Genomic DNA, 6,731 nt, shown 5'->3' with positions numbered 1-6,731 from the left:
TGCTGTGCCAAGAACTCCAGTGTATTCTGGAAACTCTACAACTGGCGCTGGTTCATCGCTTGCTGTGCCAAAAACTTCAGTGTATTCTGGAACCTCTACAACTGGTGCTGGCTCATCACTTGCTGTACCTAGAACCCCTGTGTATTCTGGAACCTCTACAACCGGTGCTGCTTCATCACCTGCTGTACCTAGAACCCCTGTATATTCTGGAAGCTCTACAACCGGTGCTGCTTCATCGCCTGTTGTGCCAACTACTCCTGTATACTCTGGAAGCTCTACAACCGGTGCTGCTTCATCACCTGCTGTACCTAGAACTCCAGTGTATTCTGGAACCTCTACGACCGGTGCTGCTTCCGCACCTGCTGTACCTAGAACCCCTGTGTATTCTGGAAACTCTACAACCGGTGCTGCTTCAGCACCTGCTGTACCTAGAACCCCTGTGTATTCTGGAAGCTCTACAACTGGTGCTGGTTCATCGCCTGCTGTACCTAGAACCCCTGTGTACTCTGGAACTTCATGGATTGCGGCTTCAACACCATTTACACCACCTGTGAATTCTGGAAGGTCAACAACTGGCGCAGCTTCGTCACCCTTGCTTGATGTTGGAGTTTCTGGATCTGGTGTTGGTTCTGGATCTGGAGTTGGCTCTGGATCTGGAGTTGGAGTAGGTGTTTCATCTTTTAATTGATCGAGATAATCTGCAAAGTATTCAAGCATTCTATTAGTCAATAGGTGATTATCAGTTGCGTATTTCATGCTAGCAACAACACTTGCCACTTCCTCTTGATTGCTCTTATTAGTCAATTTTTGAGCTTTAGCCAAGGCCGCTTCATAGGCTGCTGTATCAAGACCTGTTTCAGCAACTTGCGGACGAGCAAAGATAAGCTCTGCAGCTGATTGATATTGGTTACCACCATCGCCATAAGTTCTTGTTCCTGTTAGGACAATCTTCTTAGCTTTGATAGTTTTACCGAAGTCGATATCTTTTGGTTTATTGTTGTCAGCCCAATTAGTTGCATTGAAGGTATGCTCCTTACCTGTTTCATCAGTAACCACAAGAGTCACATCTCTCAAGTTACCATTTGAACCTGAACCACGTGGAACATAACGGAAGCCTGTAATTTCAGTTGGTTCTTTCAAGACCATGGTTGCTGGTTTACCAACATCTCCTCCGCCCCATGATGTATGCCATAGGCTAGACAAGTTGCCATCAAAGGCATTTTCAAGACCTTCACCAGCCTGAGCAGGAGCAGTTAAGCTTGCAAAGTCATCTGCCACAAGAGCTACTTTCTTCATGACCAAAGCGTCTTTCAAAGCATTGACTTTAGCGATTTCTGCTTTAGCTTCTTCTACACTGATGTCATCATCTGCTTGACTGAGGTTGAAGACTGCTTCTTTCAAAGCATCCATAGATTCTTGGGTGTAATTAGTCATGGCTACAGTTGGAAGATAGTTCTTGACTGCATTTTCTGTCATCATCTTACCTGTCAAGACAATCTCTTCGATTTGAAGTCTATCCATCATGAAGTCATTGTAACCACGGAAGTTAGCATTACCACCAGAATCTCCACGAGTATTACTTGCGTTACCTGTAGAGTAGATACCGATCCAAGTATCGCCAGTTTCAGCACCTGTCACAAGGAAGGTTGCTCGTTTCGCTTTCTTAGAATCTGTCCAAGTATTTGGCAATTCATGCACTTCCATATTGCTCGTTTGACCAGATTGGAATTCTCCCTTGCCGACTACAAAGGCATAAGTGTTGTCAGAACCAGCTTCATAGTCAAATGTGATACGGTAGGTCTTTCCTGCTTCAAAGCGGAAGTTTTGTGGAATTGTTTGGTAAACCAAGTTTCGACGACTTACGAGGCCATTTGTCTTGAGTGACCAATTTCCTTCGATAACATCATCAACTTTCTTGCCATTCCAATCACGTTGTGTGTATGGGCCATGTTTTTCAGACAAGTGAGTACGGTTGTCTTCAACACCTTCGATACCACCGATGACAAATGGGAAGATACCTTGGCCGACATTTTCAAAGTCTTGTTTGAAGACACCTGTTGCAGTATCATGACCGTCACCGTACATATTGGATTCATTTTCAAAAGTACGGATTTCATCGAAGTAAGTTGCCTCATCTCCTGCTTCACGACTCAAGGTCAAGGTTACATTTGATACATCTGAACCTGTTGTAAAGAAAGCATACATGTTTTGGAAATAACTTGTGTTATCAACTGTTGCATTGCTTCGACGAGTATTGTGAGCATAGGCTTTTACATAGTTGAGAGCGAGTGACTTGTTGGTGTAGTTAGTTACTTCTTTTTCACCAGTATTAACAGTAATACTTGCTTTAGCATTACTACGGTTGTCTACACCGACATAGACTGCGTATTTAGTATTTGGCTTCAAGCCAGTCAATTTTTGAGTGAGACTAACTTTTTCTTTATTGCCTTGGATGCGGAGCATTTGGTTTGCACCTTGAGACTTCACGATTTCAGCCTTAGAAGCATCTCCCGAAATCTTCCAATGATCCAAAGATTCACTGTTAAATCCTTGGTCATAGATGTGCATTCCTTCACTCCATGACATTTCTGGATTTGTTTGTTTAGAACGATAGAGAACATATGGCTGATTTGCAGTGAGATCAAGGGTAATCTTACCGTCTTTCACGGCAACTTCTTTTTCCTCAGTCTTACCTTGGTCAGTTAGTTTATAAAGGTAAACCTTACCATTTGCCCAGTCGCTAGGAAGTGTCCAAGTTGTTGCACCTGCTTCAGTATTGAAGTAGTACATTTTTTCCTTGTCACTCTCAAGCTTGTTACCATTTGCATCCCAGTTCCAAGGTGTCAAATAAGCTGAACCATCTTGGATGACACGTCCGTTGAGCGTTACTGTACGTTCACGGTATTGTGGACTGTTGACATCATTGGATTTACGAGTCACCACAACCTTGTTATTTGCAGCATCGACCAACTCGACTTTCATTTCTGGAGTCCATTTATAGGTACTACCATTGTCAGTCATGGTTACTGGTTTGCCATCTTCCCATTTGCTGACTGTGAAGTGTTGGAAGTACTTAGTCATAACATCATGAGCAAACAAGTTTGTTACATAACCGTTATAATCACTACGTCCTTGCCATCCTTCGAAGTCCTTCATGCTATAACCGCCTAGAAGTGGGTAGTCAGCTGCACCACCATAACTTCTGTAGTCCCCAACCCAAGAATCTTTTTGGTGGTTACGGATAAAGCGAGTAATGGCACTGTTAATACCTTTATTTGTATAGCCACCATAGGTCAAGTCAGCTGCCCAGTGTTGGAAGGTAGAATCATATTCACCACCATGGCCCCACTCAATAGCAAAGCGCCAACCTTGCTTGTTAATTTCTTTCGCAATAACGTGAGTTGCCCAGGCACCGTTGTCACCTGATTGACCGTTACCCCAAACGTCGACGTAGATGAAGTCTAGACCTTCACCCAACTCTTTCTTCAACTCTTCCCAACGAGCTAGACGCCCATGAGCGAGGTCATAACCAGCATCAATATTGATACCTTGGTCAAGCCAGTTCCAACCATAGCTGTAGCTACCATCCGCATTTTTACGAAGAATATCTTCATTAAAGTATTTAGACTCTGGATAGGTTTCCGAAGCATTAACGTGGATACCGAGGTGGGCACCGTATTTCTTAGCTTTCTCAATAAGAGTCTTAAAGTCTTCAACACCACCGATACGTTTACCGATGTCTGCATAGTTCAAGTGTCCAGAGTCATGTCCTTCACTTCCGTATCCCTTAAGAAGTACACCTTGACCAAGACCATCTGTATGGAGGTTAATCTTCTTGATACCATCCAAGGTCATGAGGAATGGGTTTTGCGCTTGTGAACCAAAGTTCATAGCGATACGGTAAGCAGTAATGTCTTTAACTTTTTCCCAACCTTGAGGGTTGTTCATGATGCTACGGTAAGCGATCGCACCATCTTGCCAGTCAACCTTATGGTCAGCATTGGCATCTTCAGTGATGACTACTTTTGCACTTGGAAGTTCTTGAGTGTATGCTGGGAAGACAACTCCATTGTGGGCTTTTTCCCATTGCCATTCAGAGCTATGAATTTCCACATAGTTGGCATTGCCAATCGTATTCTTATAAGCTGTCAAACGTGTCCAGTCATAAGAACCACCACCATAGCTATTTTGCGAGTTACTCCATACACCAGCAGCCAGCTTATCTGTTGAAACAAATCCATACATATAACCTTTAGCTAATTCTTTCATTGGATTTGTTACTTCGATATGGTCATCACCACTGACGTGAGTATTGTTTGACATGGTTGCCCCATCAAACTTCGCTCCTGCTTGATCACTTGAAACAGATACCAAGGCATTTCCTAGGAAGCTGATGGAAGAAAGTAATTTACGTTCGTCATCAATCTTTTGTCCTGGTGTAACTTGGTTATGGTTGACAATCTTAGTCACATCAAAGTGAAGTTGGTTGTCCACCACTTGCAAACGAACGGTCATATCTGCATTGATGAGGTTTTCCTCATCACGGAGTTTCATTTCATACTCGGCAGTCGTTGCATTAATCTTCTTATAAGTAACTTCAGGAGTCACAGCGTGCTTGTTAATCACAACTTGATTAATCGGTTGCACTTGACCTGGAAGCTTGTTGCCATTTAGGACGTACTCTTTAATACGTGGGAAGGCTTGGTCGATGACTGCTTTCAATACTGTAGATTCGATCGTGTCATATTTGACTTTGCTATCGTCTACTGTATCACCTTTTTCTTTTTCAGCAGCCTCTTGGTCGTTTTTCACGCCTTCTTGGTCATCCGTTTTGACATTGACAATGGTTCTCTCACTGCTATAGCTTCCAGCCTTAAGAACGATTTTCTTCTCATCTTTGAGCTTGTCATTTACAGCAGATGGTAAGGTAAGTGTGTCAAAAAGTTTGACATCGTTGTTAGTTGCATTGAGCTGTCCATCTGATTTAAGGCTGATGGTCAAGTGGTTGACAGAACCATTTACTGGAGCTGCAACACGTCCACCTTGGTACCAAAGTCCACTTCCATTTGACTTGTATTCCCAGAACCATCCACCTTGGTCGTAACCTACAAAAACGTTGTTATCAGTGTCTTTGAATTTCATGAAGACACCAAAGCGTGATTTACCTGTTTCAGATTCTTCTTTAAAGGTCAAATCAACTGTAGCATTTCCATTAGCATCGACTGTCAAACCAGCTTTTTCAAACAAGGCTGGTTTCTTACCATTGTCATTTTGAGCAGTTGAAGCTAGTTGGTTGTAACGAACTCCATTTTCTTCACGGATTGTTACTGTTCCCTGTTGGTCTTTATTCTCAACCGTTTTCCATTCTGGAGTCACTTCTTTTGATTCAGCTGGTTTATTTTCTGCTGGCTTATTGTCAGCTGGTTTTTCTTCTTGAGGTTTATCCTCTTTTGGTTTTTCTTCCTTGTCCTCAACTTGTTTATCGAGAGCATCTAGACCAGCTGGTTTCGTTGTTTCAATACCCTTGATATAGTTTTGAATCCATTCAAGCTGCGCTGGTGAGAAGAGAATCCCTCCACTACGGCTTCCAACAACACCATTTTGGTGGATACCGATCAATTTTCCATTCTCATCGAAAATTCCGCCACCACTTGCACCTGGTTCACTTCCTTGATAGCTAATGCCACGAACACCTTCACCGTGATTATTGATATCTTCAACCGTCGTATTGAGGATTGGAGAAAGTTTTCCAGTTGGATAACCAAACACGTGTACCTTATCTCCAACCTTAGTAGTTGCAGGTTTGTCAGTCACTTCAACAGGAGCGTTTGCAAGAGGAGAACGAAGCTTAACGATGGCCAAGTCATTTTTATACCCTTTGAGGAATCCTTCACGGTCCCAGTGCTTAACATCATTCTTACTGAATTTAACATCAGGTGCTCCTTCGTAAGAAACTGAATAAACATCGCCATCACTTTCAATATTATCAGCTACCTTACGATTGTTTCCGTCTGGAACATCTTTGATAAAGTTATGAGAAACAGATAAAACTAGATTTTCACCGATGACGATACCGCTACCAACACCAGCTGCACTTTGAATTTTTACTGTTGCACCATAGTTTAATTCACCATTTTTTGTTTTAGCGACATCTTCTGGAACAAGACTCTTGTCTTCTTTTGCTAATTCCTCTTTTGATACAGTACTGCCATTTTCTTCAGCCTTATCAAGTTTTCCACGTAAGTCTTCTGGAAGAGCATCTGAAGCTGCTGCTGCTTTTTCTTTCTCAAGTAATTCTTCTTCTGTTTTTGGTCCTTCAGTTATTTCAGGAGAACCTTGGTCTTCACCAGGTTTTGGCGCCTCAAAATCACGTCCATCATCTTCTTTTGCGTTAGCAAGAGCTGCAGCCAAATCTGCTGGCATATTTGCTGTTGAGCCTGTTTGCGGAGAATCTGCAAAAACAGTGCTAGTTCCAAAGAAAGCTGCACCAATCATGACAGAAGCAACCCCTAATGAAAATTTCCGAATACTATATTTGCAACGTTTTTCAAATAATCTTTTATCCATCGGTTTTTTGTTCCTTTCAGTTTACAAAGTAAGCGTTTGCATTTTTGTTTAAAAAAATATCCTCCTCATTTTTTTACGCCACTAGATAAACATATAATTTTTTCTATACCAATTTAATATATCAAAAACAGTTTAAAAAATCAATACTTTAACAGGTAAAACTA

1 protein-coding gene is annotated in these 6,731 nt (G+C 42.1%); it reads right to left on the bottom strand.

Going from position 1 to position 6,731, the window contains the following annotated elements:
* Positions 1-6,567, bottom strand: a 6,567-nt coding sequence (locus HMPREF2805_RS06330) for a SpGH101 family endo-alpha-N-acetylgalactosaminidase (RefSeq protein WP_261676349.1), incomplete at its 3' end; no start/stop codon positions are given.
* Positions 6,568-6,731 lie beyond the last annotated feature (164 nt).

Source organism: Streptococcus sp. HMSC034E03, from assembly GCF_001811505.1.
GTDB lineage: Bacteria > Bacillota > Bacilli > Lactobacillales > Streptococcaceae > Streptococcus.
Note: the sequence above shows the minus strand (reverse complement) of the source record. Positions and strands in the feature narration are given on the sequence as shown.